The organism is Desulfovibrio piger, from assembly GCF_900116045.1.
Taxonomy (GTDB): domain Bacteria; phylum Desulfobacterota; class Desulfovibrionia; order Desulfovibrionales; family Desulfovibrionaceae; genus Desulfovibrio; species Desulfovibrio piger_A.
Window position 1 is genome coordinate 101316 of record NZ_LT630450.1, and the last position, 22551, is coordinate 123866.

At 65.7% G+C, this 22551-nt stretch carries 18 protein-coding genes; 11 read left to right on the forward strand and 7 right to left on the reverse strand.

Going from position 1 to position 22551, the window contains the following annotated elements:
- Window positions 1-8: 8 nt before the first annotated feature.
- Window positions 9-905 (reverse strand): phosphoribosylaminoimidazolesuccinocarboxamide synthase, encoded by an 897-nt coding sequence (locus DESPIGER_RS00540; RefSeq protein WP_072331657.1) that lies wholly within the window; start codon window positions 903-905, stop codon window positions 9-11.
- 25 nt (window positions 906-930) lie between these two features.
- The gene (hisD, locus tag DESPIGER_RS00545; RefSeq protein ID WP_072331660.1) at window positions 931-2235 is read right to left on the reverse strand and encodes a histidinol dehydrogenase; all 1305 of its coding nucleotides are present in this window, start codon (window positions 2233-2235) and stop codon (window positions 931-933) included.
- Between the two features lie 227 nt (window positions 2236-2462).
- On the opposite strand from hisD, the gene grpE reads away from it, so the two are divergent.
- Window positions 2463-3032, forward strand: coding sequence for a nucleotide exchange factor GrpE (gene grpE, locus DESPIGER_RS00550; RefSeq protein WP_173783299.1), 570 nt, complete (start codon window positions 2463-2465; stop codon window positions 3030-3032).
- Window positions 3033-3207: 175 nt separating this feature from the next.
- Here grpE and DESPIGER_RS00555 read toward each other — a convergent pair whose 3' ends face one another.
- The 4 genes from DESPIGER_RS00555 to DESPIGER_RS00570 are packed head-to-tail and all read right to left on the reverse strand — an operon-like array spanning window position 3208 to window position 6670.
- Window positions 3208-3801, reverse strand: a complete 594-nt coding sequence (locus DESPIGER_RS00555; RefSeq protein WP_072331663.1) for a PqiC family protein — start codon at window positions 3799-3801, stop codon at window positions 3208-3210.
- On the reverse strand, window positions 3798-4751 hold the full coding sequence (locus tag DESPIGER_RS00560) for an MlaD family protein (RefSeq protein WP_072331665.1): 954 nt from the start codon (window positions 4749-4751) through the stop codon (window positions 3798-3800). Before DESPIGER_RS00560 ends, DESPIGER_RS00555 begins: the two co-directional genes overlap by 4 nt.
- A 16-nt stretch (window positions 4752-4767) precedes the next feature.
- Window positions 4768-5541 (reverse strand): ABC transporter ATP-binding protein, encoded by a 774-nt coding sequence (locus DESPIGER_RS00565; protein WP_173783276.1) that lies wholly within the window; start codon window positions 5539-5541, stop codon window positions 4768-4770.
- A 1-nt stretch (window position 5542) separates the two neighbouring features.
- Window positions 5543-6670: an MlaE family ABC transporter permease gene (locus DESPIGER_RS00570; protein ID WP_072331671.1), complete on the reverse strand. Its 1128-nt coding sequence runs from the start codon at window positions 6668-6670 to the stop codon at window positions 5543-5545.
- Between the two features lie 98 nt (window positions 6671-6768).
- On the opposite strand from DESPIGER_RS00570, the gene polA reads away from it, so the two are divergent.
- From polA to DESPIGER_RS00590, 4 genes are all read left to right on the forward strand, one after another.
- On the forward strand, window positions 6769-9528 hold the full coding sequence (gene polA, locus DESPIGER_RS00575; protein ID WP_072331674.1) for a DNA polymerase I: 2760 nt from the start codon (window positions 6769-6771) through the stop codon (window positions 9526-9528).
- A gap of 569 nt (window positions 9529-10097) precedes the next feature.
- On the forward strand, window positions 10098-10532 hold the full coding sequence (gene rplM / locus DESPIGER_RS00580; protein WP_072331677.1) for a 50S ribosomal protein L13: 435 nt from the start codon (window positions 10098-10100) through the stop codon (window positions 10530-10532).
- Between the two features lie 12 nt (window positions 10533-10544).
- Window positions 10545-10937, forward strand: coding sequence for a 30S ribosomal protein S9 (gene rpsI, locus DESPIGER_RS00585; RefSeq protein ID WP_006004313.1), 393 nt, complete (start codon window positions 10545-10547; stop codon window positions 10935-10937).
- A gap of 293 nt (window positions 10938-11230) precedes the next feature.
- Complete coding sequence (locus tag DESPIGER_RS00590; RefSeq protein ID WP_072331680.1) at window positions 11231-12982, forward strand: YcaO-like family protein; 1752 nt, start codon at window positions 11231-11233, stop codon at window positions 12980-12982.
- A gap of 314 nt (window positions 12983-13296) precedes the next feature.
- Here DESPIGER_RS00590 and dsdC read toward each other — a convergent pair whose 3' ends face one another.
- Window positions 13297-14292 carry a DNA-binding transcriptional regulator DsdC gene (gene dsdC, locus DESPIGER_RS00595; RefSeq protein WP_083575226.1) on the reverse strand — a complete coding sequence of 332 codons (996 nt, stop codon included), beginning with the start codon at window positions 14290-14292 and terminating at the stop codon, window positions 13297-13299.
- Between the two features lie 459 nt (window positions 14293-14751).
- Here dsdC and DESPIGER_RS00600 point away from each other — a divergent pair, with 459 nt between their 5' ends.
- The 6 genes from DESPIGER_RS00600 (at window position 14752) to DESPIGER_RS00625 (ending at window position 22528) form a co-directional block, all read left to right on the forward strand.
- Window positions 14752-15888, forward strand: a complete 1137-nt coding sequence (locus DESPIGER_RS00600; RefSeq protein WP_072331683.1) for an ABC transporter substrate-binding protein — start codon at window positions 14752-14754, stop codon at window positions 15886-15888.
- 94 nt (window positions 15889-15982) lie between these two features.
- A complete protein-coding gene (locus tag DESPIGER_RS00605) occupies window positions 15983-16876 on the forward strand; it encodes a branched-chain amino acid ABC transporter permease (protein ID WP_072331686.1) in 894 nt (297 codons plus the stop codon).
- Window positions 16876-17910 (forward strand): branched-chain amino acid ABC transporter permease, encoded by a 1035-nt coding sequence (locus DESPIGER_RS00610; RefSeq protein WP_072331689.1) that lies wholly within the window; start codon window positions 16876-16878, stop codon window positions 17908-17910. The genes DESPIGER_RS00605 and DESPIGER_RS00610 overlap by 1 nt, the downstream gene beginning before the upstream one ends.
- Window positions 17907-18692: an ABC transporter ATP-binding protein gene (locus DESPIGER_RS00615; RefSeq protein ID WP_072331692.1), complete on the forward strand. Its 786-nt coding sequence runs from the start codon at window positions 17907-17909 to the stop codon at window positions 18690-18692. The genes DESPIGER_RS00610 and DESPIGER_RS00615 overlap by 4 nt, the downstream gene beginning before the upstream one ends.
- Before the next feature lies 1 nt (window position 18693).
- Window positions 18694-19416 carry an ABC transporter ATP-binding protein gene (locus tag DESPIGER_RS00620; RefSeq protein ID WP_072331694.1) on the forward strand — a complete coding sequence of 241 codons (723 nt, stop codon included), beginning with the start codon at window positions 18694-18696 and terminating at the stop codon, window positions 19414-19416.
- Between the two features lie 451 nt (window positions 19417-19867).
- A complete protein-coding gene (locus DESPIGER_RS00625; protein ID WP_072331697.1) occupies window positions 19868-22528 on the forward strand; it encodes a M16 family metallopeptidase in 2661 nt (886 codons plus the stop codon).
- Window positions 22529-22551 lie beyond the last annotated feature (23 nt).

Consider the following 22551-nt stretch of genomic DNA (forward strand, 5'->3'; position numbering starts at 1 on the left):
ACCACAGGTTAGATGGTGAATTCCTTGCCCGTCAGGATGTGATAGGCCTCGCGGTAGCGCCGGGCCGTGGCGTCCACGACCTCGTCGGGCAGGGCAGGCGCGGGGGGCTGCATGTCCCAGGGCTGGGCGCTGAGCCAGTCGCGCAGGTACTGTTTGTCGAAACTGGGCTGGCTGTGGCCGGGCTCGTACTGGTCCGCAGGCCAGAAGCGGGAAGAGTCGGGGGTCAGCACCTCGTCGATGAGGCGCAGCTCCCCGTCCACGAAACCGAATTCGAACTTGGTGTCGGCCACGATGATGCCGCGGCTGGCGGCATAGGTCCGCCCGGCCTCATAGATGGCCAGGGTGGTCTCCTGGACCTTGCGGGCCACGTCCTCGCCCAGCAGGCGGGCGGCCTCGGCCGGGCTGATGTTCTGGTCGTGCTGGCCCAGCTCGGCCTTGGTGGAAGGCGTGAAGAGGGGGGGCTCCAGCTTGTCGGATTCCCGCATGCCGGCCGGCAGCTGATAGCCGCAGATCGTGCCGGTCTTCTGGTAGTCCTTCCAGCCCGAGCCGGCGATGTAGCCGCGCACGATGCATTCCACAGGCAGGGGCTTTGCCTTGCGGACCAGCACGGCGCGCCCTTCCAGCTCGTCCTTCCAGGGGGCAAGGGCGGCGGGGAAGCGGTCCACGTCGCTTTCCACCAGATGGTTGGGGATGATGTCCTTGAACTTGTCCATCCAGAACAGGGTGATCTGGTTCAGGATCACGCCCTTGTAGGGGATGGGCCTGTCCATGATGACATCAAAGGCGGACATGCGGTCGGTGGTGACGATGAGCAGGGTCTTTTCGTCGATGTCGTAGATGTCGCGGACCTTGCCGCGGGACAGCAGCGGATACGTGCTGATTTCAGTCTTGGTGGTGATGCGCATTGTCTTGATCCTGTTGGTTGAGTCTTTAGCGCTTGCCGCGGATCTCCACGGAGCGGGCGTGGGCCTCCAGCCCTTCCAGACGGGCCAGAGAAGCGATGGCAGGCGCGTTTTCCAGCAAAAAGGCCGGAGAAGTGGCCACGATGCTGGTCTTTTTGCAGAAGTTCTGGACGGAGAGCGCGGACGAGAAGCGCGCGGTCCGCAGGGTGGGCAGCACATGGTTGGGGCCCGCAAAGTAATCCCCCACGGGCTCGGGGCTGTGCTGGCCCATGAAGACGGCTCCGGCATGGCGGATGTAGGGCAGCAGGGCCCAGGGATCACGCACGCACAGTTCCAGATGTTCGGGGGCCACACGGTTGGCGATGGCCACGGCGGTCATGATGCTGGGCACCACCACGATGGCGCCCCAGTCCATGAGGGACTTGCCCGCGATCTGGGCCTTGGGCAGCTGGCTGCACTGCTTTTCCAGTTCCTGCTGCACCTGTTCGGCCAGGGTGATGTCGTCGGTGAGCAGGATGGCGGAGGCCAGCATGTCGTGCTCGGCCTGGGAAAGCATGTCCGCGGCCAGCCAGTGGGGACGTGCGGAGCTGTCGGCCACCACCAGCACTTCACTGGGGCCGGCCACCATGTCGATGCCCACCGTGCCCTGCACCAGACGCTTGGCCGTGGCCACATAGATGTTGCCGGGACCGGCGATGACGTCCACGGGGTCGATGCTCTGGGTGCCGTAGGCCAGGGCGCCGATGGACCAGGCACCGCCCACGCGGTAGATCTCGTCGATGTCCAGCAGGTGGGCCGCCGCCAGGATGTGCGGGTTGATGGTGCCGTCCTTGCGGGGCGGGGTGCACACGGCCACGCGGGGCACACCGGCCACCAGGGCGGGGATGGCGTTCATGAGCATGCTGGAGAGCAGCGGGGTGTTGCCGCCCTGGCCACCGGGCACATACAGGCCCACGCGGTCCACGGGCAGCACGCGCTGGCCCAGGATGCTGCCGTCAGGGCGGGTCTGGAACCAGGATTTTTCCAGCTGTTCCTTATGGAAGGTACGGATGTTGTGGGCGGCCTCGCTGATCTGTTCGCGATGTTCGGGCGAGATGGACGCGGCGGCCCAGGCGATGTCCTGTTCGCTGACGCGCAGGGGCGCGGCAAATTCGGGACAGTCGAAGCGGCGGGTATAATCGATCAGGGCCTCATCGCCCTTTTCACGTACATCGGCGAGGATCTCGCGCACGCTGCCCTCAACGCTGTCGCCGGGGTTGAAACGGCCGTCGAGCCACTGCGAGGCCTTGACCCATTCCTGCTCGGACTGCAGGTGCAAAATTCGGCAAATCATGGAATATACCTCAGGAAAAAAACGCCACCGGAGGGCGCGTGGACGCGCGGAATTGCGCGTCGGACGAATATAGCGAAGGCGTGCGCCAATGTCGAGACTTCCGTGCAGGGGCCGCTGCCCGGGTGTCAGCCCCTTGACAGTACGGCAGTGCGTATTTACTCAATACTAGCCGGTACGACGCCGGTGCACTTCTGGGAGGAACCATGGATCGTCACAACAAGAACGATATGCATATGAAGGACACGCAGAACACGGAAGCGCAGGAAGAGGCCTGTGCCGAAGCCGAGGCCGGGGATGCCGGGAGCGCCGTGCAGGCCCTGCCGGAAAACCTGGAAAGCCTGTGCCGCGAACATGTGTGCCCCAACTGCACCGAAAAACGCGATGCCGAGGACGCGCGCCTGCGCGCGGCCGCGGAGATGGATAATTTCAAGAAGCGCCTGAAGCGCGAACACGAGGAACAGATCCGCTATGCGGCGGAAAAGGTCATGAGCGACCTTCTGCCCACGCTGGACAACCTTGACCTGGCCCTGCAGTACGGCAGCAAGGACGAGGCCTGCAGGGACATGCTCCAGGGCGTGGCCATGACCCGCAAGCTGCTGCTGGAAGCCGTGGCGCGTCACGGCCTGACCGCTGTGGGCACGGCCGGCGAGGCGTTCACGCCCGAACTGCATGAAGCCGTGGGCTTCGATGCCGAGGCCGATGTGGAGGCCGGGGCCGTGGCCCGCGTGCTGCAAAGCGGCTACAAGCTGGGCGAACGCCTGCTGCGCCCGGCCAAGGTCACGATCAGGCAGGGCTAGGCGCCGGTATCGGCGGACAGTAATGGAAAACGGGCCCTCCCCGCAGCGGGGAGGGCCCGTTTTTCGTGCCGGTCATCGAAAGGCCGCGGGAAAAGATGGCCCCTGGACCAGCGCCCCGCGCCGTCCCCGCGGCTCTCTGCCCCGGAGGATGCGGGACGGGGGACCTTTCAGGATGCTAGCGTCCGGCCGTGAGGCGGGGCAGCAGGCGTCCGGCCAGATGGTCGCCCAGTCCCTGCAGCAGGCGGCTCTGGGCCGCCACCAGGCTGGCGCTGCTCATGCCGGCATCCTCGCCGGCTGCGTAGATGCCGCGATCCAGGGCCTCTCCGCCACGGGAAAGCTGCCAGCGGGCCTGCAGTCGGGCCGTGCCCGGCGTGTCGCCGTCCAGGCGCTCCAGGGCTACGGCCAGTTCAAACTCGCCCTGCCGGTCTCCGGCGGTGATCACGTCGACGCCCCGGGGCAGCAGGCGGGCGGCCAGCACTTCGCCCAGCACGCGCCGGGCGCCCTGTCCCAGGGGCTCGGCCCAGATGTCCAGTTCCGAGACCTCCAGACGGGCCTGGCCGTCGCTGCGCCGCACCAGGCCGTTGCGGTCCAGGTAGTCGGGCACGCTCACCGGCGCGATGCCCAGGCTGATGGCGGGCAGGGCGTCGGCGGTCAGGGGGGGCTGGCCGCTGTCCAGCAGATAGAAATGCGTGGGGGCGCTGCGGCCGCAGGCGGTCAGCAGGACAGCCAGCAGGGCCAGGAAAACGGTCGCATGGCGGAGGGTGTTCATCGGCGACTTCCTTGTTTGCCGCGGAGCAGGGCTTCGGGGTTGCGTTCCAGCACGTCCATGAACGCCCGCAGGGAGCGCACGGCAGCGGTGCTTTCCTGGATCAGGCGGCGCAGCTCCTGGGTGAGGGGGGCATTGCGCTCCACCACGGCCTTGGTGGCCAGGGAAACGGAGGAGACGTTGTTCATGGCCTCACGGGTGCTTTGCAGGGCCTGGGGCAGGTCGTGCTGGGCCGAGGTGGCCGCGACGTTCAACTTTTCCAGGGCCTGGGACAGGGTCTTCTGGGACTGCTGCATGCCGGCCAGCAGGGTCTGCGCCTCCTCGAAGGACGTGGCAAAGGCCTTGAGGCCGCGCTCCAGCGCATCGCCGGCCAGGGCGGCGTTGACCTTTTCCAGGATGCCCGCGGTGGTGCGTGCCATCTCTTCCAGCGGCAGGCTGGCCACGGTACGCTGCAGGGTATCGATGGGCGAGGGCAGAGTGGGGATCTCCCTGTCCGGCATGGGGGAGCGGAAGTTGGCGGGCGTGTTGGGCAAAAAGTCCAGTTCCACACGATACTGGCCGGTGATGAGGCTCTGGAGCTGCAGGCGGGCGCGCAGGCCGCGCTGGATCAGACGGCGCAGGATCTCCTGCCGGAAGTTGTCCGTGAGCTCGCCGGCGACACCCGCCCGGACGATGCTGTTCTCGTCCAGCCGGATGTAGACCGGGATGGTGACGCTGGCATCACGCGGGTTGGCCTCCAGGCTGATGCGCGTGACCTGGCCCATGGGCACGCCCCGGAAGACCACGGGCGCCCCGATGCTGAGGCCGCTCACCGAGCCGTCGAAATACAGGACGTATTCGATGTCGTCGCTGAACATGCGCCCGCCGCCCAGCAGGATGATGCCCGCCACCAGAAGCGTCAGTCCGCCGATGACGAAAGCCCCTACAGCGGTTTTGAATGATTGTTTTGCCATGCCGTATCCTGTGGGTTCAGTCCTGTTGTTGGGGGCCGCCCGCCTCGCCGCGCGTCAAAAAGCGCAGGGCCTGCAGTTCGGTGTGCGGGTCGCGCACCAGTTCGGAGGGGTTGCCCCGGGCCGTGACGCGCCGGGTCCGCACGTCGAGATAGATGCCGTTGCTGGCGATGGCGAAGATGCTGGCCAGCTCGTGGGAGACGATGACGAAGGTCGTGCCCAGGGCGTCGCGCAGCTCCAGGATCAGGTCGTCCAGCATGCGGGCGCTCACCGGGTCCAGACCGGCGGAGGGCTCGTCCAGAAAGAGGATCTCGGGATCGAGGGCCAGGGCCCGGGCCAGGCCGGCCCGCTTGCGCATGCCGCCGCTGATCTCCGAAGGGTAGTAGTCCTCGAAACCGGCCAGACCGGCCAGGGCCAGCTTGAGCGAGGCCTGCTCGCGGATCTCGTCGTCATCAAGGTCGGTGTACTGCTGCAGCGGCAGGCCCACGTTCTCGGCCAGGGTCATGGAGCTCCACAGGGCGCCGCCCTGGAAGAGCACGCCCGTGCGGCGCAGGATGCGGCGGCGCTCCTTTTCGGTACAGGCCCAGATGTCCGTATCGCCGTAGAGCACCTGGCCGCTCTGGGGCTCCTTGAGGCCCATGAGCGTGCGCAGGAGCGAGCTCTTGCCGCAGCCGGAACCGCCCATGATGAGGAAGATGTCATCGGCGGCCACATCGAAATTGACGTCACGCATGAGCACGAAGGAACCGTAGCCCAGGGTCAGGTCGCGGACGCGCAGGCGGGGAGTGCTCATGTCAGATGCCCAGTACATTGCAGATGATGGTGATGATGGCCGTGGCGATGATGATGCCCACGATGGACTGGACCACGGCCGTGGTGGTGGCCAGGCCCACGGCCTGGGCGCTGCGGCCGCAGCGGATGCCCTGATAGCAGCCCGCCAGGGCGATGATGACGCCGAACACCGTGCCGTAGGTGATGCCGATGAGCCCGTGGACGAAGGAGACCATCTGCATGGTGGCGTTGAGGTATTCGGCGGAGCTCAGCCCCAGCATGGTGACGCCCACCACATAGCCGCCCAGAATGCCCATGAGGTCGGCATAGACCGTGAGCAGGGGCACCATGAGCATCAGGGCCAGCATGCGCGGCAGCACCAGAAAGTCTATGGGCGAGATGCCCAGGGTGGTCAGGGCGTCCACTTCCTCGTTGACCTGCATGGTGCCGATCATGGCCGCATAGGCGGCCCCCACGCGGCCGGACATGACCACGCCCACCATGACCGCGCCCATGACGCGCAGCATGCCGATGCCCACCAGCCCGGCCACATAGATCTGGGCGCCGAACTGCGTCAGCTGCACCGCGCCCACAAAGGCCAGGATCAGGCCGAACAGCAGGCTGGTGATGGAGATGATGGGCAGGGCGCGCACGCCGCATTCGTACATGGCTTCCACGAAGTCCCGCATGCGCATGCCGGCGCGCCCCAGGATGAGGCGCCAGATGGAAAGGGTCACGTCGCCGAGGAATTCCAGAAAATCCGCGCAGCGGGGCGGCAGGCCCATGACCGCTTCGCCCACCCGGGCGAAAAGCCCCTGCCGGCGGTCGCTGCGGGCGGCCCCTGCCTGGGCCGGGATGGCGAAGGCCAGATGCAGCAGCCGTGCCAGCCCTGCGGGCAGATCCTGGCTGATCTCGATCCGTGCGGCGCGGGCGGCCTTGTGCAGCTGGACGAGGAAGACCAGCAGGCTGCTGTCCCAGGCGCCGAGGGCCGCCGCCGCGAGGTGCAGCTGCCGGATGCCCGGGGCCCGCAGCTGCTGCAGGGCGTCGGCGCATTGCGGCGGCCAGGGCGTATTGATGGCCCAGCTGCCGGAGACGGTGACCTGCAGGCGCTCGCCGGCCCTGTCCAGGTTTACTTGCGGACTTGTTTCCATCTCTATAGTATACGCGCAGGACAAAAGCTTCGCAAGGAGGGAGGCCGCTCCCCCGCAGGCTTTTTCCCCTTTTTGCTGACCCTCAACCCCGGATTGCCATGTCGCTGAAACAACGCCTCGGGCTTGCCGCAGAGCCCGTCTTTCTCATGGATGGCTCGGCCTTCATCTATCGCGGCTTTTTTGCCAACAGGAACATGCAGCGTTCCGACGGCTTCCCCACCAATTCCCTGGTGGTGGTCAGCCGCGTGCTGCTGCGCATCCTGCGCGAGGAGCGCCCCCGCTATTTCGCCTTCGTGCAGGACGGCAAGGGCCCCAACTTCCGGCACGAGATATTCCCCCTCTACAAGGCCAACCGCGATGCCACGCCCGAAGACCTGGTGCTCCAGCTGGAACCCATCCAGCGCATGGTGCGGGCCCTGGGCATCCGGCTGGAAGTCTCGCAGGGCTGCGAGGCCGACGACTGCATCGCCTCGCTGGCGGCGCGCTTCGCGGCGGAACATCCCGTCATCATCGTCAGCGGCGACAAGGACCTGAAACAGTGCCTGGGCCCCAACGTCTACATGTGGGACCCGGCCTCCAGGGAAGAGAAGCTGGTGAGCGAGGCCGACTTCACGGCGGAGAACGGCGTGACGCCCGCCCAGTGGCCCGATGTGCAGGCCCTCATCGGCGATACCAGCGACAACATCCCCGGCGTGCCGGGCATCGGCCCCAAGACCGCGCGCCAGATCTTCGCCATCTGCCCCAGCCTTGAGGACATCCGCGACCATTTCGTCCTGCTGCCGCCCAAAGTGCAGGCCAAGTTGCAGGAACATCTGGAGAACATGTTCATCTGGCGCGAGCTCACCACCCTGAGCCGCGAGGCCTGCCCCGGCGTCACGCTGGACGACCTGCGCGTGCGTCCGCTGGATGCCGCCACCTGCGCCCTGCTCACGGAAGAGTTCGAGCTCTTCGCCCTGCGGCGCGAGCTGGCCGCCCTGGACCGTCTGCAGGCCGCCGAGGCCGACCTGCCCGAGGAGTTCCTGGACGCGGGCAGCATCCGTGAGGACGCACGGCCCGCCGCCGGGAAGAAGGCGGCCGCGGAACAGGCGTCCCTGCCGCAGGCCCGGCCTGCCCGCAGCGGCCGTGCCACCAGCCAGATGAGCCTTCTGGATGCCCTGCCGCAGGAATCCGTGCCCGCACTGGATGACGTGTCGGCCCTGCCGGACTGCCGGGATGCCCGTGTGGCCCTGATCTGGGCCCACGGCGACCGTGAGGCCCCCCATCTTGCCGTGGAGGACGCTGACGGCAGCTCCCTGGGCCAATGGCAGTGGACAGGATCCGAGGCGGAGCTGGCCCGCTGGCTGGCCCCGGCCCGCACCCTGGTGACGGCCGATCTCAAGGGCATGCTGACGTCCGCGTCCTGCTGGCAATTTTTGGCCGGACGCGCCGCGGACTGCATGGACCTGGGCGTGGCCGCCTATCTGCTGAACCCCGAAGAGAACGATTACGGCTGGCCCCGTCTTTCGGCCCGCTGGGGCGCCGTGCTGCGCCATGAGCTGGAGGGCAGGGGCGAGACGGCCCCCGGACCCGCACGCCTGGGGCTGGCCATGGCGCGGCTGTTCGGGCAGCGCCTGGAAAAGGACGGCCTGCTGGAGCTGTTCCGGCGGCTGGAGATGCCCCTGCTGCCCGTGCTGGCCGGCATGGAACAGACCGGGGTGGCCATCGACGCTGCGGCCTTCCGGGCCTTCCTCGACGACGTGCAGGGCCGGCTGGACCAGCTGACGGCCCATGTCTACGAGCTGGCGGGCACGCAGTTCAACATCCGCTCGGCCCAGCAGCTGGGCGACGTGCTGTTCAACGGGCTGGGACTGCCCGCCCCGCGCAAGACCAAGGGCGGCCAGGCCTCCACCAGCCAGCAGACGCTGGAGAAGCTGGCCGGGCAGCATCCGGTGGTGGACAGCATCCTCCAGTACCGCAAGCTGGAGAAGATGCGCTCCACCTATCTCGATCCCCTGCCGCGCCTGGTGGATCCGCAGGGCCGCATCCATACCACCTTCAACCAGAAGGCCACGGCCACGGGAAGGCTCTCTTCCAGCAACCCCAACCTGCAGAACATCCCCGTGCGCGGGCCGCTGGGCAAGCGCATGCGTTCCTGCTTCATCGCCGGGCCGGGCCGCCTGCTGGTCTCGGCCGACTATTCGCAGGTGGAGCTGCGCGTGCTGGCCCATGTCTCGCAGGATCCGGCCCTGCTGGAAGCCTTCCGCAACGGCGAGGACATCCACGCCCGCACGGCGGCCCTGGTCTATGACCTGCCTCCCGACCAGGTGAGCCCGGACCAGCGCCGCAATGCCAAGACCATCAACTTCGGTCTCATCTACGGCATGGGCGCCCAGAAGCTGGCCCAGGAACTCAAGATCGGCACCGCGCAGGCCAGGGACTTCATCGCCCGTTATTTCGAGCGCCTGCAGGGCCTGAAAGCATTTTACGAAGGCGTGGAGGCCTCGGCCCGCAAGCACGGTTTCGTGACCACTCTGGGCGGCCGCCGCCGCCTGCTGCCGGACATCAATGCCGCCAGCGGCCAGGCCGCGGCCCTGGCCCGCCGCCAGGCCATCAATACCGTGATCCAGGGCTCGGCGGCGGACATCATCAAGCTGGCCATGCTGGCCGTGGCCCGTGACGGGCGCCTGCGGGAGCTGGATGCCCGCCTGCTGCTGCAGGTGCACGACGAACTTTTGCTGGAAGTGCCCGCCGATGCCGCCGAAGAAGCCGGGACCCTGGTGGCCCGCCTCATGCAGGACGTCCGCCCCGGCGGCCGGGAGCTTTCCGTGCCGTTGCTGGTGGACTGGGGCACCGGGCACGACTGGGGCGCGGCGCATTAGGCCCTGCCGGTCCGCAACGCATGACTGCCGTGGGGGAAGGGGACCGCTCCCGCGTGCGCCGGGGCCCCTTCCCCATGCGCTTCCTTTCCTTTTCCCGTGCGGGTGGTGAAAAGCGGCAGGGAAGGGAGGCATCCCCTTGTCCCCGCGTCCGTCCCCGCACGGCGGGGAGAGCATCAACCGATCCGTCCAAACACGCGTTTGTCCGCGCCCGTCCCCGCGTGGCGGAAAGGGCGGGGCCCGTCCCCTTCCGGGAGCCTGTTGGGCGGCGGGACGGCTCCGGCAGAACAGCCATAAAAAGACAAGTTTTTTCAGACTGTTTGGGGCATGGTTCAAGTTTTTGGCAAAAAAAGGATGACAGCCGGAGCATTCTGGTATACACAAAGCCGCAGCCGTCTGGAATACGGCACAAATTTGGCATTCCGTCGTGAATGCTTGACAAGTTGCGCACTTTGCGATAAAGAGCGCTTTCTTTGTGAGCGATACTGTCGTCACCCGTTAGGCGGCACGTCGCAGACGGATTTTCCGCCGCTTGATGGCTACTGAGATAAGTAGATGAGGAGTTCATCCCGATGAAGACGTTCAGCCCCACCCCGAAAGACATCAACCACGAATGGTTTGTGGTTGACGCCCAGGATCAGGTGCTGGGTCGTCTGGCCAGCCAGATCGCCCACCGCCTGCGCGGCAAGCATAAGCCCGAATTCGCCCGTCACATGGACAACGGCGACTTTATCGTCGTGGTCAACTGCGAAAAGATCAAGGTGACCGGCACCAAGATGGCCCACAAGAACTACTATCGCCACTCCGGCTGGGTGGGCGGTCTGAAGACCACCTCCCTGGGCGATATGCTGGCTTCCAAGCCCGAGCGCGTGCTCATGGCCGCTGTGCGTGGCATGCTGCCCAAGAACCGTCTGGGCCGCGCCATGCTGAAGAAGCTCAAGATTTACGCGGGTCCCGAACACCCGCACACGGCTCAGAACCCGCAGCCGCTGACCCTGCCTTACTAAGGAGCGCACGTCATGAGCGACAAATTCGAATACGGCACCGGCCGCCGCAAGACCGCCACTGCCCGCACCCGCGTCTACGCTGGCTCCGGCAACATCACGGTGAACGGTCGTGCCTTTGAGGATTACTTCCCCCGCAAGACCCTGCAGATGATCATCCGTCAGCCCCTCGTGCTGTCCAAGCTGGCTGAAAAGCTGGACGTGCGCGTCAACGTGGCCGGCGGCGGCGTGGCCGGTCAGGCCGAAGCCGTGCGTCACGGTATTTCCCGCGCCCTGCTGCTGGTGGATCCCGCCCTTCGTCCCATCCTGAAGAAGGCCGGCTTCCTGACCCGCGATGCGCGCAAGAAGGAACGCAAAAAGTACGGTCTGCGCGCTGCCCGCGCCCGTTACCAGTACTCGAAGCGTTAATCCGTACCCCGGATCACGGAACCCCAAGGGGTGGGCCATTGTTGGCCCACCCCTTTTCTGTTATCGTGCGCCCGTCCTGTCCCGGGGGACGGGAGCCTGTGCCCTTTCTTCGCGGTCCCGTCCGCGCCGCGCCTTTCGCTGCCGTCCGTGCCCCTGCCTTCCTGCAGCCGCACCGGCGCCCTGCCATCCCGCCGCCGGAGGCAGCGGATGGCAGGACCGGCATGCGCCTCCGGCGTTGGGCCGCACGCCCCGGGATATTGTCGCCATCTTTTTGCCATGAGGTTTCCCACGCCATGCCCGTGATCCCCGAAGGCATCGCCTATGCCTATACCCACGAGACGACCCAGGCCACGACCGGCTATTTTTCCTGCCGGCCGCCCGCATCCCTGACCCTGCCCCAGGCGCTGGCCCGCCTGGAGGCCACGCCCTTTGACGATTTTTTGCGCCAGCACTGCCTGCGCCAGCTGAGCGGCCGTCCGCCGGAAGAGATCAGGAACCTGGCCGATGAGCTCTACGACCGCGAGACGGACAGCTTCCGGCGCATGGGGCTTGCCGGCCTGCTGCTGGAATGTTCGCTGCTGGTGCCCGCGCTGGCCCGTTGCTGCGACGGCTTTCCCGAGGATGCCCTGCAGCGCCTGACGCTGTCGTCCTCCTTGATCTATCTGCGCGCCGCCAGCCGGAAGGATTTCGGCCTCATGCAGGCCTGGAGCGCCCGTTTTGCCGACAATATCGCCCGGCACCACATGCTGCCGCACTGGGAAGAGCTGGAGCTGGAGCTGCCCTACAGCGAAGAGGAACTGGAGGTCTGCCGCGAAGGGCTGCGGGCCCGGGCCGGGCTGCTGGCACGGGAACATGCCCGCATGCAGGCGGAAGACCTGCCGCGCCGTGAGCGCCGTCCGGCACAGGAGACCTACGAGCAGGCCGTCAATGCCCTGCTGGAGAACGATGTCCTGGCCGGTCAGGAGATGCGGCATCAGGCCTCGCTGTCTCCCATCGCGCTGCTGCGCTCCTGGAAGGTGGATCTGGCCGTGGATTGCGGCCGCATGCGCCACAGCCTGCGTGGCGAGGCCACGGCCTACGGGCGCGGCCTTTCCCTGGCGGCGGCCCGGGCCTCCTATGCCATGGAGATCGTGGAGCGCGCCAGCAGCTATGTGAGCGTGGCCCGTACCGGCGAGCGCTCCTTCGAGGTGACGAACCGCCGCCGGCCCATGCCGCTGATCCATGCCTCCTGCGCCAAACTGCGCTCGCAGGGCAAGGACTTCCTGCCCCTGTCGGCCCTGCCGCTGGAAACACCGTTCGAGGACTATGTGCCCCTGTACTGGCTGGAGGCCCGCGATCCTGCCGGCAAGGCCGTGCTGGTGCCCGCGCAGGCGGTCTTCCTCTTCTGCAATCTGGACGAGCAGTCCCTGTTCCTGGCCGGTGGCTCCACGGGCCTGGCTTCCGGCAACACCGAGGCCGAAGCCCGGCTGGCGGCGCTCACGGAGATCGTGGAGCGTGACGCCGAGGCCACCACGCCCTTCAGGCGCGAGGGCTGCTTCGTGCTCAAGAGCCGCGACGAGCGATTGCAGGCCCTGCTGGACGATTACGCGGCCCGCGGCATCCAGATCCAGTTCCAGGACATCACCACGGAGCTGGGCGTGCCGGCCTACCGCTGTTTCGTCATGAGCCGCCGTGGTGAGGTGGCGCAGGCCACGGGCGCCAACCTGTGCGGCAGCCGGGCCGCGCTGGCGGCCCTGACCGAAGTGCCCTGGCCCTATCCCTATGGCGAACCGACGGGGCCTGCTCTGGGCGGTCTGCCGGTGCGCTGGCTGGAAGACCTGCCCGATTACAGCCTGCCGTCGGCCGAAGCCTCCTGCACGCTGCTGGAAAGGACGCTGTGCGCCCAGGGCCGTACGCCCCTGTATGTGGACATCTCCCGCAAGGATCTGGACATGCCCGTGGTGCGCGCCCTGGTCCCCGGTCTGGAGCTCACCGCCGACTTCGACCGCTTCTCCCGGCCCTCGCTGCGCCTGCTGGCCCGCTACACGGCCCGCTGGCAGAAGTAGGAAAATCCGGTCGGGGGAGGCCCCCTTTGCTTGCGGCAAAAAGCTTTTTCCTCTCCCAAAAACCGCCATACGGGAGGCACAGCGACCGGACTTTGGGACGCGTGATCCAGAAGTGTTTTTTGAAAAACGCGGGAAGCGGATGGCAGCAGCCATCCCGTGGCCATGAAAAAGTGGCCACAAAAAAGGACGCCTCGGCGTCCTTTTTTGTGGCCTGATAAAAGTTTTTGGGAGGAAAGAGGGGAGCGCGAGGGGGGAAAAGGAGGACCTTTTTCCAAAAAGGTCTCCTTTCCCCCTCGCTCAGATTTCTCTGCCTGCTAGACGCGCATCAGACGCTCTAGGGCGGCGTTGCTCTGCTGTCCCTTTTCTTCCAGCCAGTCCAGGAAACCCTGCAGCTTGGGGGAAGGGCTGGTATGGCGGGGCCAGGCGGCGTAGTAGGAGCGGTAGGCGGTCGTGGGCGGCAGGTCGGGGAAGGGCGTGACCAGCTTTTGTTCCTCCAGCAGGGGAGCGATGAGGGTGCAGCGGCCCAGGGCCACGCCCAGACCGTGGCTGGCGGCCACGGAAGCGCCGTAGGTATGGTCGAAGGTGATGAAGTTCAGGCAGTTGGAGATGTCCACATGGTTCCTGTCGGCCCATTCCTGCCATTCGGCCGTGGTGGCGGCATAGTGCCAGGCCGCGGAGTCATGGAGCAGGGTGCAGGCGGGCAGGTTCTCGGGATGGCCGGTCAGGTCATGCTGCCGCGCGTATCGGGGCGAGCAGACGGGCAGGGTGGCCTCGTCCATGAACTTGCGCGAGGTCAGGCCGCTGACGTGGCTTTCGGCATAGTAAAGGGCCACATCCACCGTGGAATCCCCGTGGAAATCGATGGGGGCGTTGCCGGTGCGCACATGCAGCTGCATGGAAGGATAGCGCTGCTGGAAATCGTTGAGCTGGGGGATGAGCCAGGCCAGGGCCAGACTGGGGGCGGCATAGATGGTCAGGGAGCTGAAGTCGTCCTGCAGCAGCTGGGTGATCTCTTCGTAGATCTTCTGGAAGGCGTTGAGGTAGACGTCGCGCAGGCGTTCGCCTTCCGGCGTCAGGGAAACGGCACGGGTCAGGCGGTTGAACAGGGGAAAGCCCAGTTCCTTTTCCAGACGGGCGATGCGGTGGCTGACAGCGCCGGAGGTCAGGCCCAGGTGCCGGGCCGCGGCCTTGAAGCTCATGTAGCGGGCCGCGATGGCGAAGGTCTTGATGTTGATGAGGCTGGCGTCATCGTTGAGGACGCGGGCGATGCTGCGGGAACGCTGACGGTTTTTGCTGTCGGAAAGCGTCACATTGTCTCCTTGGAGATTCCGGCCCGGAAGGGGCGGGGGATGCGGACAGATATATGTCGAAAAGAGGATATTCCTTTCTTCACGGGCTTTCGTCAATACGGACAGGCGTGCCCCACGCGGCGGCCCCCCGGCCGGGCGGCAGTTCCCGCCAAAAGGGGTGCTGGGCCGGAATTTTTAAAAATATATTGTTATTTTAATATGTTATATTGATGAAAACACAAAATGCGAAGGAGCAAAAAAAGCCTTGGCGCCTGACGTGAAAGAGGATAAATTTTTTTCAACTGCGGATGAACCATTTTGCATGGGAGCATGCGCAGGCATGTTTCGGATCGGGGTTTGCGGCCAAATTCACCCGGCAATTTGCGCAATGGGCGGATTTGGTGTATCTCAACAGGAATAGCCCTGGAAAAGGATCGCCGGGGCGCGCTCTTTCACCCTCCAAGACCTGGGAGATGATTTATGAAACTGGGCAAAATCGTTGGCTTGGCGCTGATGGCTCTGACCCTGGGGCTGGCCGGCCAGTCCCTGGCTGCCGAACCCATCAAGATCGGCGTGTACCTGCCTCTGACCGGCCAGAACGCCTTTGGCGGCCAGCTTGAGCTGGAAGGTGTGCAGCTGGCCCTGAAGGAGATGCCTGAAGTGCTGGGCCGCCCCATTGAGCTGGTTGTGGTGGACAACAAGTCCGACAAGGTGGAAGCCGCCAACGCCGTCAAACGCCTGGTGGAACGCGACAAGGTCGTGGCCCTGATCGGCACCTACGGTTCCTCCCTGGCCATGGCCGGTGCCGAAGTGGCCGAAAAGGCCAAGGTGCCCGGCGTGGGCACTTCCTGCACCAGCCCCCTGGTGACCCAGGGCAAGAAGTACTACTTCCGTGCCTGCTTCATCGACCCCTACCAGGGCGCCGCCGCCGCCACCTATGCCTATGAGAACCTGGGCCTGCGCAAGGCCGCCGTGCTCATGGACATGACCAACGACTACGCCGTGGGCCTGTCCAGCTTCTTCACCCGCTCCTTCAAGAAGCTGGGTGGCGAAGTGGTGGCCAACCTCAAGTACAGCTCCGGTGACCAGGACTTCACCGCCCAGCTCACCGAGCTGATCGCCAAAAAGCCCGAGATCGTCTTCATGCCCGCCTACTTCGCCGAAGGCGCCATCATCATGAAGCAGGCCCGCGAGCTGGGCGCCACCTTCCGCCTGATGGGCGCTGACGCCATGGACAACCCCGACACCGTGAAGCTGGCCGGCAAGGCTGCGGAAGGCTTCCTGCACACCACCTTCCCCTATGATGCCAAGATGCCCAACATGAGCGCCGAAGCCAAGAAGTTCACCGAAGCCTGGAACAAGGCCTATCCCGAAAAGGAAACCAACGTGAACGGCGCCCTGGGCTACAACTGCCTGTTCCTGATCGTTGACGCCATCAAGCGCGGCAACTCCGCTGATCCCGCTGCCATCACCAAGGCCCTGGCCCAGACCAAGGACCTGGTGACCCCGCTGGGCACCCTGACCATCAATGCCAGCCACGATGCCGAAATGCCCGTGGGCATCATCGAGTACAAGGACGGCAAGCGCGTTTACCTGACCGAAGTCACTCCCAAGTAAGGGATCCGTCTGTTCGCGGCGGGGCCCCGGCGGGCCCCGCCGTTCCGTCTTCGCGCCCCTCCGGGCGGGATAAAGCTTATTTCCAGGTGGCCCCATGACCCTTGACATGTTTTTGCAGCACTGTTTCAACGCCTTGACGCTAGGCTCGCTCTACGCGCTGATCGCCATTGGCTACACCATGGTCTACGGCATTCTGCGCCTGATCAACTTTGCCCACGGCGACATCCTGATGGTCGGGGCTTACTTCGTTTTTTTCGGCACTTTCGCCTTTGGCTGGCCCTGGGGCGTGGCCGCCATCATCGCCATCCTCGGCGCCAGCCTGCTGGGGGTGGTGGTGGAACGCGTGGCCTACCGGCCCTTGCGTGACGCGCCCAGGATCTCGGCGCTCATCAGCGCCATCGCCGTCTCCTTCTTCATCGAGAGCCTGGCCGTGGTGGTCTTCACGGGCCAGCCCCGGCCCGTGCTGCAGCCCGACTGGCTGCTCTCTGTCTGGCAGTTCGGTGACGTGCGCATCCTCAAGCTCACGGCCTTCGTGCCGGTCATGACCATCGTGCTGGTGGCGCTTTTGCTCTACATCGTGCACCATACCAAGCCCGGTCTGGCCATGCGCGCCATCTCCAAGGATATCGAGACCACGCGTCTTTTGGGGGTGCGGGTGGACAACATCATCGCCTTCACCTTCTTCATCGGTTCCGCCCTGGCCGCCGCATCGGGCATCATGTGGGCCCTGCGCTATCCGCAGGTGCATCCCTACATGGGCATCATGCCCGGCCTCAAGGCCTTCATCGCGGCCGTGTTCGGCGGCATCGGCTCCATCCCCGGCGCCGTTATCGGCGGCGTGGCCCTGGGTTTCGTGGAAATCATGACCGTGGCCTTCATGCCGGAGCTTTCGGGCTTCCGTGATGCATTCGCCTTCATCCTGCTGGTGCTGGTGCTTGTGTTCAAGCCCACGGGCCTGCTGGGCGAGCGCATGGAGGAGAAGATCTAATGCGCTTCGATCGAACGACCCTGCTCAATATCGCGCTTATCGTCATCTTCGGTCTGGCCCTGACCCAGGCCGAGGCCTATATGGGCGACTACCAGATCTACATCCTCAAGCTGATCTTCATCAACGCCATCCTGGCCCTGTCGCTCAACCTGATCTACGGCTTCACCGGCCTCTTCTCGCTGGGCCATGCCGGTTTCATGGCCATCGGCGCCTATGTGGGCGCCCTGTGCACCCTGCTGCCGGAACAGAAAGAGATCATGTGGATCCTGGACCCCATCATCTGGCCCTTTTCGGTGCTGCACACGCCCTTCTGGGTGGCGGTCATCGCCGGCGGCCTGGTGGCCATGATCTTCGCCTTCATCATCGCCGTGCCCGTGCTGCGGCTGGGGGACGACTACCTGGGCATCGCCACCCTGGGCTTTGCCGAGATCATCCGCGTGGTCATCGTCAACGCCACGTCCATCACCAACGGTTCCCTGGGCATCAAGGGCATCCCCGGTGAGGCGACCCTGCTGACCTGCTACATCTGGACGGTCATCACCCTGATCGTCCTGGCACGGCTCATATTCAGCAATTTCGGCAATGTGCTGCGCTGCATACGCGATAACGAGATCGCCGCGGGCGTCATGGGCATCAACGTGTTCCGCTACAAAGTGCTCTCCTTCTGCGTGGGCGCCTTCTTCGCGGGCGTGGGCGGCGCGCTGCTGGGCAGCCATCTGTCCACCATCGACCCCAAGATGTTCAACTTCCTGCTGACCTTCAACGTGCTGATGTTCGTGGTGGCCGGCGGTCTGGGCTCGCTGACCGGCAGCCTGCTGGGCGCCACCATCGTCACCATCCTGCTGGAATGGCTGCGCGCCATCGAGGAGCCCATGGACTTCGGCCTGTTCGAGATCCCGGGCATCCCCGGCATGCGCATGGTGGTCTTCTCGCTCATCCTGCTGGGCATCATCCTGTTCCGGCGCGAGGGCATCATGGGCACCCGTGAGCTTACCTGGAAAACCCTCTTTTCGCTGGGGAGGCGCAAGGCATGAGTGAAAGCAAAGTCCGGCCCATCCTGACGGCCGAAAACGTGACCATGCGCTTTGGCGGCGTGACGGCCGTCAGCGACCTTTCCCTGAAGGTGGACGAAGGCAGCATCGTGGGCGTCATCGGCCCCAACGGTGCGGGCAAGACCACCGTGTTCAACGTGCTGAGCGGCTTCTACACGCCGCAGGAAGGCGACGTGCGCTTTGCGGGCAGGAGCATCCGCGGCCGCAAGCCGTTCGAGATCTGCCGCATGGGCATGGCCCGCACCTTCCAGAACATCCGCCTTTCGCCGCACATGAGCGTGCTGGAGAACGTGATGGTGGGCTGCCATGTGCGCCGCCGCTGCCCCTGGTGGATGGCCCCGCTGGGCCTGCCCGTATATTACAGGGAAGAGCAGGCCATCCGGGACAAGGCCCGTGACCTGGTGGAGCATCTGCACCTGGCCGAATACATGGACGAGAAGGCGGGCAGCCTGCCCTACGGGGCACAGCGCCGTCTGGAGATAGCCCGTGCCCTGGCCACGGAGCCGCGTCTGCTCCTGCTGGACGAACCCGCCGCCGGCATGAACCCGCAGGAAAGTATCGAGCTCATGCATTTCATCCAGGCCATCCGGGACCACTTCGACCTGACCATCCTGCTCATCGAGCACGACATGAAGGTGGTCATGGGGGTGTGCCGGTACATCTGGGTGATGGAATACGGTGCGCTTATCGCACACGGCGACCCGGACGCCATTCGCAGCAATCCCGAGGTCATCCGGGCCTATCTGGGCGAGGACGTGGTGTAATATGCTGAAAATCAGGGATCTTTACGTTCGTTACGGCGGCATCGAGGCCGTGCAGGGTGTCAGCCTGGACATCAGGCGCGGCAGCATCGTCACGCTGGTGGGCGCCAACGGCGCGGGCAAGAGCAGCATCATCCGCTCCATCGCCGGCCTGAACAAGAACATCAGCGGCGAGATCTTGCTGACCCGCAAGGAAGGCGACCAGCCTGTCTCCCTCATCGGCCTCAAACCCGAGGAGATGGTGCGCCGGGGCATCTCGCTTTCGCCGGAAGGCCGCCGCATCCTGCCCCATCTGACCGTGGTGGAGAACCTGCGTCTGGGCGCCTATTCGCGCACCGACAAGGACGGCATCAATGAAGACATCGAGCGCGTCTATGCCCTGTTCCCCCGCCTGAAGGAACGCCACTGGCAGAAGGGCGGCACGCTCTCCGGCGGCGAGCAGCAGATGCTGGCCGTGGGCCGCGCGCTCATGAGCCGCCCGGACATGATCATGCTCGACGAGCCGTCGCTGGGTCTGGCCCCGCTGCTGGTCAAGGAGATCTTCAACATCATCCGCCGCATCAACGAGGACGGCATGACCGTGCTGCTGGTGGAGCAGAACGCGTTCGCGGCTCTTTCCGTGGCCCATTACGCCTACATCCTCGAAGTGGGCCGCGTGGTGCTGGAAGGCACCGGCCAGGAACTGCTGGAGAATCCCAAGGTCAAGGAAGCCTATCTGGGCGGCTAGATGCCGCCATCCTCCGGCATGGGGGCTTTTCCCCTTTGCCGGTGCCCGGAGCGGGCCTTCCCCCGCTTTTTCCACAAAAACGCGTGTTATCCAGAAGAAGTGCTGCCCCTTGCGGACAGCACTTTTCTTTTTGCAGGGCAGGGGAGGGGAAAGCGGACAGGGGGAACAGGGACTCCGTGAAGAAAAGGCGCCGGAGAGGGGAGGCCGGGGGAGGCTGCTCCTCCTCGCGCCTCAGGCGGGGGCAGCCCTCCCCTCAACACGGCTGACTCGCCTGTTCATGCCTGCGCGCACAGCGGGCAGCCGGCCCTTGCCAGGCGGGCTTTCTGACATTACTGTCCGAAAACGGAGGATGCCGGACCGGGCTGCCGCCAGGCAGGGGGACCGGTCCACGCTGTCCCCGGATGTCTTCGGAGGGGCCGGAGACATCCGCAACCCTTCATAAGGAGTACTCATGCTGCGCATTTTTCGCCATGCATTGCCCATCCTTCTGCTGGGGATCCTGCTGCTGCCGCAGCTCGCCGCTGCCGCGCCGCAGGCCGCCCCGGCCAATCCTTCAACCCTTGGTAACGACACCATGCTCGTCCGTCTCAAGAACGGCCTGACGGTCTACATCATCCGGGACAGCCGCTTCCCGCTGGTCTGCACGCGCCTCTATGTGGGCACGGGTTCCGCCAACGAGACCGCCGGGCAGGCGGGCATCAGCCATGTGCTGGAGCATATGGTCTTCAAGGGAACGGAAAAGCGTCCCAAGGGGCAGGTGGCCCGGGATGTGGAATCCCTGGGCGGTTACCTCAACGCGGCCACCAGCTTCGACAAGACCTGGTACATCACCGACATGCCCGCCAGGCACTGGAAGACGGGCATGGACGTGGTCAAGGACATGGCCTTCCATCCCTCGCTGGATCCGGCCGAGCTGGAGGCGGAAAAGGACGTCATCGTTTCCGAGCTCAAGGGCGGTGACGACACGCCCACCCGCCGCCTGTTCGAGGACCTGCAGGTGGCCGGTCTGGCCCATACGGTCTACGGACGTCCCATCATCGGCTTTGAAAAGACCATCCGCGCCGTGACCGCGGACGATCTGCGGGCCTATATCCGCACCTGGTACCAGCCCCAGAACATGATGCTGCTGGTGGCCGGCGACATCGATCCCAAGGCCGTGCTGGCCTACGCCGAAGAGCTGTTCGGCGACCTGAAGAACGACACCGTCCTGCCCGCGCCCGCACCCGTGCAGCTGGAAGGCGCCGCGGGCGGTCCCCGCGTCGAGGTGACGCGCGGGCCGTGGAACAAGGTCTATCTGGGCATCGCCCTGCCTGCCCCCGCCCTGGGCGACCAGCGCTCCATCGACCTGGACGTGCTGGCCTACGCGCTGGGCGGTGACGGCACCTCGCAGTTCTACCGCAAGTACCGTTACGAGAAGCAGCTGGTGGACAGCATCAGCGTGGGCAACATGAGCCTCAACCGTGCCGGCCTGTTCTACATGGTCGCCCAGCTGGATGCGGACAAGGTGGAGCCCTTCTGGCAGGAGTTCACCCGCGACCTGGCCGCGCTAGACGCCGGCAAGATCACGCCCGACGTCATCGAGCGGGCCCGCTTCAACTATGAGGACGGCATGGACCGCGCCGGCGAGACCCTGGACGGCCTTACCTCGTGGAAGGCCACGGTGCAGTTCGAGCTGGGCGGGCCGCAGGGCGAAGCCAATGTGCGGCATGCGCTGGCCGCTGTGGACGGCGCGCGCCTGCGCCAGGCCCAGGACCTCTGGCTGCGCCCCGACCAGGTGCGCGTGCGCGTGCTGGCCCCCGAAAAGGCCCAGCTGCCCGATCTGGACGCCATCTTGCAGCGCAACTGGCCCGCGCCTGCGGTGGAGCGGCAGAAGGCCGCTACCGCCGTGGAAAAGGCGGGCAAGCGCGAGATCGTCGATCTGGGGCAGGGCCGTACCGTGATCCTGCAGCCGGACCGCACCATCCCCTATGTGTCGCTGGAGATCCTGCGCCCCGGCGGCAACGCGCTGCTCAAGCCGGCCGACCAGGGCCTGGCCCAGCTCACGGCCGCCACCCTGACCGACGGTTGCGGCACGCGTGACCTGGACGCCATGGAACGCTTCGTGGCCGAACGCGCCGCCTCCCTGAGTGCCTCGGCGGGCGTGCAGAGCTTCACTGTTTCCCTGACGGGCCCGGCCCGCTTCAATGCCGATTACTTCGCCCTGCTGGGCGACCTGCTGCACAAGCCCACCTTTGCCGAAAAGGACGTGCGCCGCCAGGCCGATACGCTGAAGGCGGCCCTGGTGCGCCGTCAGGACAACCCCATGAGCTTCATGGGCTCCAGGATCAACGGCTTCCTCTTCCCCGGCGGCCAGCCTTACGGCTTCGACGGCCTGGGCACGGCGGAGAACCAGGACCGTTTCGGCCCCGGGGATGTACAGGCCTTCTGGAAGCAGCAGAATGCCCAGCCGTGGATCCTTTCCGTGGCCGGGGACTTTGACCGGGAAAAGGTGCTGGCTTTTGCCCGCAGCCTGCCCGTGCCCACCGCGCCTGCCGTGGAAGTGCCCCAGCCGGCCTGGGGCGCCGACAAGCGTCTGCCCCTGTCCCTGCCCGGCCGCCAGCAGGCCCATCTGCTGCTGGCCTTCCATGCCGTGCCGCTGGACCATCCCGACGCTCCGGCGCTCATGCTGCTGGAATCCGTGCTTTCCGGCCAGAGCGGCCTGCTGTTCAACAAGTTGCGTGACGAGCAGGGCCTGGGCTACACGGTGACGGCCTTTTACCGCAGCCTGCCCGAAGCCGGTTTCATGGCTTTTTATATCGGGACCACGCCCCGCAATCTGGATGTGGCCCGGCAGGGCTTCAGCGCCATCATCAAGGACATCAAGACCGAGCTGCTGCCTGCCGGGCTGCTGGCCAAGGGCCTGAACCGCATGGAAGGCAGCTATTATCGTGGCCGCCAGAGCCTGGGAGCGCGGGCCGACGAGGCCGCGGGCGAGCGTTTGCTGGGCCAGCCCCAGGACTTCCAGAAGCTTTTGCTGGAAAAGGCCGCCAAGGTGACGCCGGAACAGCTGCGTGATGTCGCCCGCAAGTATCTGCTGGTGGACAATATGTACGAAGTGACCCTGCTGCCCTAGATCACGGGTGACGGGATGCCATG

What these genes read in the sequence shown, in the direction of transcription:
- DESPIGER_RS00560 (WP_072331665.1), bottom strand. Translation starts at nt 4,751, where the DNA reads ATGGCAAAACAATCATTCAAAACCGCTGTAGGGGCTTTCGTCATCGGC.
- DESPIGER_RS00620 (WP_072331694.1), top strand. Translation starts at nt 18,694, where the DNA reads ATGCTGAAAATCAGGGATCTTTACGTTCGTTACGGCGGCATCGAGGCC.
- rplM (WP_072331677.1), top strand. Translation starts at nt 10,098, where the DNA reads ATGAAGACGTTCAGCCCCACCCCGAAAGACATCAACCACGAATGGTTT.
- DESPIGER_RS00555 (WP_072331663.1), bottom strand. Translation starts at nt 3,801, where the DNA reads ATGAACACCCTCCGCCATGCGACCGTTTTCCTGGCCCTGCTGGCTGTC.
- polA (WP_072331674.1), top strand. Translation starts at nt 6,769, where the DNA reads ATGTCGCTGAAACAACGCCTCGGGCTTGCCGCAGAGCCCGTCTTTCTC.
- DESPIGER_RS00570 (WP_072331671.1), bottom strand. Translation starts at nt 6,670, where the DNA reads ATGGAAACAAGTCCGCAAGTAAACCTGGACAGGGCCGGCGAGCGCCTG.
- hisD (WP_072331660.1), bottom strand. Translation starts at nt 2,235, where the DNA reads ATGATTTGCCGAATTTTGCACCTGCAGTCCGAGCAGGAATGGGTCAAG.
- grpE (WP_173783299.1), top strand. Translation starts at nt 2,463, where the DNA reads ATGCATATGAAGGACACGCAGAACACGGAAGCGCAGGAAGAGGCCTGT.
- DESPIGER_RS00615 (WP_072331692.1), top strand. Translation starts at nt 17,907, where the DNA reads ATGAGTGAAAGCAAAGTCCGGCCCATCCTGACGGCCGAAAACGTGACC.
- DESPIGER_RS00600 (WP_072331683.1), top strand. Translation starts at nt 14,752, where the DNA reads ATGAAACTGGGCAAAATCGTTGGCTTGGCGCTGATGGCTCTGACCCTG.
- DESPIGER_RS00565 (WP_173783276.1), bottom strand. Translation starts at nt 5,541, where the DNA reads ATGAGCACTCCCCGCCTGCGCGTCCGCGACCTGACCCTGGGCTACGGT.
- DESPIGER_RS00625 (WP_072331697.1), top strand. Translation starts at nt 19,868, where the DNA reads ATGCTGCGCATTTTTCGCCATGCATTGCCCATCCTTCTGCTGGGGATC.
- DESPIGER_RS00605 (WP_072331686.1), top strand. Translation starts at nt 15,983, where the DNA reads ATGACCCTTGACATGTTTTTGCAGCACTGTTTCAACGCCTTGACGCTA.
- rpsI (WP_006004313.1), top strand. Translation starts at nt 10,545, where the DNA reads ATGAGCGACAAATTCGAATACGGCACCGGCCGCCGCAAGACCGCCACT.
- DESPIGER_RS00590 (WP_072331680.1), top strand. Translation starts at nt 11,231, where the DNA reads ATGCCCGTGATCCCCGAAGGCATCGCCTATGCCTATACCCACGAGACG.
- DESPIGER_RS00540 (WP_072331657.1), bottom strand. Translation starts at nt 905, where the DNA reads ATGCGCATCACCACCAAGACTGAAATCAGCACGTATCCGCTGCTGTCC.
- DESPIGER_RS00610 (WP_072331689.1), top strand. Translation starts at nt 16,876, where the DNA reads ATGCGCTTCGATCGAACGACCCTGCTCAATATCGCGCTTATCGTCATC.